Origin of the sequence: Streptomyces nanshensis (genome assembly GCF_001751255.1) — a bacterium.
Lineage (GTDB): Bacteria > Actinomycetota > Actinomycetes > Streptomycetales > Streptomycetaceae > Streptomyces > Streptomyces nanshensis_A.
The window spans coordinates 1-5,175 of sequence record NZ_LJGW01000154.1; the positions used below are offsets into that span (position 1 = coordinate 1).

General features: G+C 71.7%; 6 protein-coding genes. 4 read left to right on the top strand and 2 right to left on the bottom strand.

Going from position 1 to position 5,175, the window contains the following annotated elements:
- Nucleotides 1-278 precede the first annotated feature (278 nt).
- From AN218_RS09335 to AN218_RS09350, 4 genes are all read left to right on the top strand, one after another.
- Nucleotides 279-1,025: an AfsR/SARP family transcriptional regulator gene (locus tag AN218_RS09335; RefSeq protein ID WP_216311748.1), complete on the top strand. Its 747-nt coding sequence runs from the start codon at nt 279-281 to the stop codon at nt 1,023-1,025.
- A 38-nt stretch (nt 1,026-1,063) separates the two neighbouring features.
- Complete coding sequence (gene mycP / locus AN218_RS09340; protein ID WP_070016303.1) at nt 1,064-2,383, top strand: type VII secretion-associated serine protease mycosin; 1,320 nt, start codon at nt 1,064-1,066, stop codon at nt 2,381-2,383.
- An 87-nt stretch (nt 2,384-2,470) separates the two neighbouring features.
- Entirely contained in the window at nt 2,471-2,815 is a 345-nt protein-coding gene (locus AN218_RS09345) for a hypothetical protein (protein ID WP_070016304.1), read from the top strand.
- A 53-nt stretch (nt 2,816-2,868) separates the two neighbouring features.
- A complete protein-coding gene (locus tag AN218_RS09350; RefSeq protein WP_070016305.1) occupies nt 2,869-3,438 on the top strand; it encodes a hypothetical protein in 570 nt (189 codons plus the stop codon).
- Between the two features lie 102 nt (nt 3,439-3,540).
- On the opposite strand, the gene AN218_RS09355 is transcribed toward AN218_RS09350, so the two are convergent.
- Together AN218_RS09355 and AN218_RS36560 are read right to left on the bottom strand one after the other, a co-directional pair.
- Nucleotides 3,541-4,035 (bottom strand): hypothetical protein, encoded by a 495-nt coding sequence (locus tag AN218_RS09355; protein ID WP_141747523.1) that lies wholly within the window; start codon nt 4,033-4,035, stop codon nt 3,541-3,543.
- A 295-nt stretch (nt 4,036-4,330) separates the two neighbouring features.
- Nucleotides 4,331-5,175 (bottom strand): hypothetical protein (locus AN218_RS36560; RefSeq protein ID WP_171908640.1); only part of this gene is annotated, 845 nt, incomplete at its 5' end.

Here is a 5,175-nt window from a genome sequence, read left to right on the forward strand (position 1 = left end):
GCCGCGACCGGGGCGCTCCTCCCCCGCCGCCGCAGGCCGGTACAGCTCCGGTGGGTCCCGGCACCAGGGAGCAGCAGGCGCCGTTCCCGGCGCTGCTGGCCGCGATCGACGCCCACCGCCCCGCGCCTTCCCCGGACCCAGGCGGGCCCGCTGCCGCGCCCCCTCCCCCCACCGCGCACGAGACCCCACACGCCGCAGATGCGGCGGGGCAGGGTCCGGGGGGGCCCGGCGGAGGACGGTAGGACCGNACGGACCGCGACGTCGAGCCGGTGGAGCCGGTGGAGCCGCTCGACCCGCACGCGCCCGAAATCCAGGTCCTGGGACCCGTCGCGCTCGCCGACGCCGACGAGCCCGGCTACCGCCTGGACGCCCTGGCCGCGCTGATCTACCTACGGCCCGGGCAGAGCCCGCAGTCCCTGTGCGAGGCGATGGACCCGGACCGTCCCTGGTCCCGCTCCACCCTGCACACCCGCCTGTCGGAGCTGCGTGTGCGGCTGGGCGCCGACGGCGACGGCGAGCCGTACCTGCCGCGCGACCAGACCCGCATCCGCCTCTCCTCCCGCGTGCGGTGCGACTGGACCCGGTTCCAGACCCTGGCACGCCGCGGCCGCCACAAGGGCCAGAGCGCCGGTGTCCGGGAGCTGGAAGCCGCGCTCGCGCTGGTACGCGGCCGACCGCTGTCCGGGCCTTCCGGTGAACTGCCCTGGGCGACGCCGCTGGTGCAGGAGATGACCGTACGCATCACCGAGGTCGCCCACACCCTCGCCGCCTGGCACCGCTCCGCGGGCGACTTCGAGGCCGCCCGCCGGGCCGTGACGACGGGGCTGTCCGTCAGCGACGGCGACGAGGTGCTCTACCAGGACTGGATGCTCATCGAGGACGCCGCGGGCAACCGGCCCGGCGTCTACACCGCGATCGAGCAACTCCAGGCCGCCAACCGCCGGTTGGGACTCACCATCCGGCCGGAGACCGAAGCCGTCATCGCCGGCATCCTCTCCCCCGCCCCCCACGCCCAAGGCCAGTAACCGCCGACCGTCCACATCCACGAACCCAGGAGACCCGCATGCACCACACCACCGGCACGCCGCACCAGACCACGCCCCTCCCCCGCACGCCCGGAGGGCCTCGCCGGACCCTCTCGCCGGCGCTGCGCATCGTCGGCGCGGCTGCCCTGACCGGGGCCCTGGTCCTCGGTGCAGCACCGCACGCCACGGCCGACCAAGTCCGTGACGGGCAGTGGGCGCTGAAGACCCTGCACGCCGAATCCCTGTGGAAGACCACCCGAGGCAAGGGGCAGACGGTCGCCGTCATCGACGGCGGTGTCAACGCCGACCACCCCGACCTTGAGGGCAACGTCCTGCCCGGCAAAGACTTCATGGACGGAGGCTCCGCCGCACCGGAAGACGGCGACGACCACGGCACGGGCATGTCGGGGATCATCGCCGCGCACGGCCACGGCCCAGGCAATACCGACGGCGCGGTCGGCCTGGCACCGGACGCCAAGATCCTCCCGATACGGGACCTCGGAGAACGCATCAACGGCTACGCGGACTCCATCCGGTACGCCGTGAAGCACGGCGCCTCCGTGATCAACATCTCGCAGAAACAGGACTACCCGCTGAACCAGGACGCGGAATCCGAGGCGATCGCGTATGCGCTGAAACACAACGTCGTGATCGTCGCGGGCACCGGCAACGACGGCGGCCCGGTCGGCTACCCCGCCGCCTACCCCGGCGTGGTCGCCGCCAGCGGCCTGCACGAGGACGGCACCTTCTGGGAGAACTCCAACCGCGGGGACGGGGTGATGCTCAGCGCCCCCGCCGTGAAGATCGTCTCCACGGGCGGGCCCAGCAACCTCAACGGCTACCGCATCGGCGACGGCACCTCGGACGCCACCGCCTTCGTCTCCGCCAGCGTTGCCCTCCTCAAGACGAAATACCCCGACCTCACGGCCGGCCAGATCGTCAACCGCCTCACCAAGACCGCCGAACTCCCCGCCTCCAAGAAGGGAGCCAAGCGCCCCGACGAGCAGTACGGCTACGGCGCGATCCGTCCCCTCGCCGCGCTCCAGGAGGACATCCCCAAGGGCAGCGCCTTCGGGCCGCTCGCCGTCCCCCCGCCGCTCCAGCACGACACCAAGACCACCGAGAAGAGCCCGCCGCCGCAGCACCCGGTCGACCACACGGCCCCCCCTATCCGTCTCTGGGTCATGACCGGCATCCTGACCATGTTCCTCGCCGGCGGACTCACCCTCACCCTCCTGCTCATGGGACGCCGTACGCCGAGCCGCAACCCCGGCAGCCCCGGCAGTCCCGGCGCCACGGTGCCGAACCAGGCCGGGCCGCCCCAGCAGGAGACACAGCAGCAGTCCCCGCACCACTGAGCCCTCGCCTACCACTTCCCGCAGCGGAGAGGTCCGCCGCAGAGGGGGCCAGCCGCCGCGACCGACGACCCTGACGAGGAACCCGTCATGCACCTCTACGACACACTCACGCTCGGCTGGTGGTACCCGCTGGGCGTGGGCTGCGCCGCCGCGCTCAGCGAAGCGCACCTCACACGCACGACCGACCGAGGCGACCCTCGACGGCGGATGCCCGCCTTCTTCGCGCTGGCCATGCTCGCCTGCCCTCTCGCGCACCGGCTCCTGGACCACCACGACGCGGAGCACCACGTGGTGCGGCTGCTGCTGTGGACCCTCGGCGGCATCGTCGCCGGTTTCGTCACCGACCACGTCCTCGAAGTCGCTCGCGCGCTCCTGCACCGCCTTCGCGGCCGTCCGCGCCCGCCCGGCCCTCCGCAAGACGACCTCCGATAGCCTCGGCCCGCCACCGTCCGCGGAGCGGCCATCGACCCGAGAAGAAGGACGCCATGCAGGATCTGCCCGCGCTCGCCGCCGCGGCCACCTGGGCCGCCGTGGTCGCCGCCCTCGTCACCGCGGAGAGGATCTACCTGCCCAGCCAGCCGCACCTCCCGCCGCGCCACAGGCTCAAGGATGGGCGGATCACGATCGTCGCCGGCGTTCTGAGCTACCTCGCCGCTCTCGGCTCCGGCCTGCTGCCGCCACCGATGTCGCTGCCCGGGCGGGCAGCGGACCTGCTGCTATGGGTCGGCGGCATCACCCTCGCCGTCCGAGCCGGATACCGGGCCGAGATCAGGAGCTGGGCCGACTACAGCCTCGCCGACGACCTGAGCAAAATCCTCCCCGCGGTGACGGACCTGCACGAACAAGCCCCCGTCGACAACGAACGGCTCCACCTGCTGCTGGCCGCCGTGAAGCACCTGCAGCGGCACCGGGGACGCGACGCGCTCATCCTCGTCTACCAGGTCTTCAAACGCTGCGAGCCGGAAGGCCAGCGGCACGAGGAGTGGCTCCGGGTGTACGAGCGCTTCGTCCGCCTGGCCGCGGAGTACGCGCCTCACCTCGCGCGCTACCGATGACCAGCAGCACAAGTGCGCAACCCTGCCGGGCAGTTGGATCTTGTGCGCACTCGGCACCCCGGCGACTGCGCAACGCAGGTCACAGCCCCCGCAATGGACATCTCAGGCGCCCTCCGGGCCGGTCTCCATCCCTCGTTGCGCCTCCGTCAGCACCTCACGCAGATGCTCTTGCGACATGACCGGCATCCGGCGCCACCGCTCCCTGCACCTCATCACCGCATCTGCGCACGCACGGAGTTCCCTCGCGACGTCCTCGTCCAGGCCACGGAGCCCCTCCGACTCATCCGAATCCGGGCCGGTCACGACGACCGGGCCATAGATCTCGTACGACAGAACCGTACGGCGCCATAGGCATGCCGCCGCCCAGGCAGCCAGATTCCAGTTCGCATCCGTCCGCTGCGGCCCATCCTGGACATAGTGGATCGCGCGCCGGTGATAGATCCCCCGGTCCGTCGGGCCACCGAGCAACTCACGGAGGCGGCGGTACTGCCCGTCGGCCGGAACCGTCACCGCCTCGACAGTGGCGTCGACGTCGATCCGCAGCCAGCACGGTCCATCAACCACCACAGACCCCCTGCCTTCCTCGATCCCAGTCAAGCCCCCACAGGCTGGAGGCCGTCGGTGTACGAGCCCGCCGCCGGCCGGCCCACAATCTCGGTCCGACGTGAGCACGCTGGCGAAGCCATTCTCCCCCACCCCCGTGCCGGACACTGCAGCCCGCACCTCACAGCAGACTCCCGGGCCTGGCACGGAGGTCGCCTACTCACACGGCGACCGCGCTCTCCCCGCCACCGCCCGGCATCTGCCGACGGGACTGCGCAGCCTCCCACTGGGGTGGCGATCCGAGACGATCATGTTGCGCAGTCGGCGCGCTGCGACTGCGCAACGCAGGTCACGAGGCCGGGACGGGTGCGTGCATCGCATCGTAGCGGCGGCGGAAGTCACCGAAGTCGCCGAATTCCTTCTCAAGTTCGACGGCCGTCCACGGCTTGTGCCCCCGCAGGATGTCGTGCTTCCGGCAGTGCTCCTCAAGCTGCTCCGCCGTCGGCGCCACCCCTGTCTGCCGCCGGTATGCGTGCCACACATGGTAGATCCGGTAGTTGGGCATGTAGCGGCGCAGATTGCCCGGACTTATGGGCTGGTCCCGGCGGCCGCGTTCCCTGCTGGTGAAGCCCTCCGCCATCAGGTAGCGCGAGAGTTCCTTGTCGTTCGGCGGCTTCTTGCCCTCCCGCTCGTGCCGACGCGCATACTTCGCCCACACCCGGTAGTACCGGTCGGGGAGCAGCATCCCGGAATCCGCGGCATACGAGGCCGCGTCGACGCGCTCCTCCTCTCCCTCCGCTTCTTCCAGGTCCTCGCCCCCACCGCCCGCCAGCGGCGGTGTCTCCGCGGACCCCAGTTCTTCCTCGACGTTCAGTTGCAGGGCCGTGTAGTAGATCTTCTCGTCGTCGCCACGGGCCGGCCCGTAGACGTCAGCGAGCACCGCGCGCAGTTGCTCCCTGGAAGGGAAGGCCCCGTACTGCTGCACGTACGCGACGGCGGCAGCGAGATAGTCCCGCTGCGTCAGCGGCGACCGCCGGGGCGGCTCCTTCCGCTCCTCACGTGACTCCCGCTGCTCGGGCGGCACTCGGCGTTCCGCCGGGGCGCTCCCGGCTTCTTCCACCGTGCCCGCCGTGCCCGCCGTGCCTGCCGCGTCCGCGGCGCCCGTCGTGAGCGCCGCGCGCCGCCGTCCGCCCG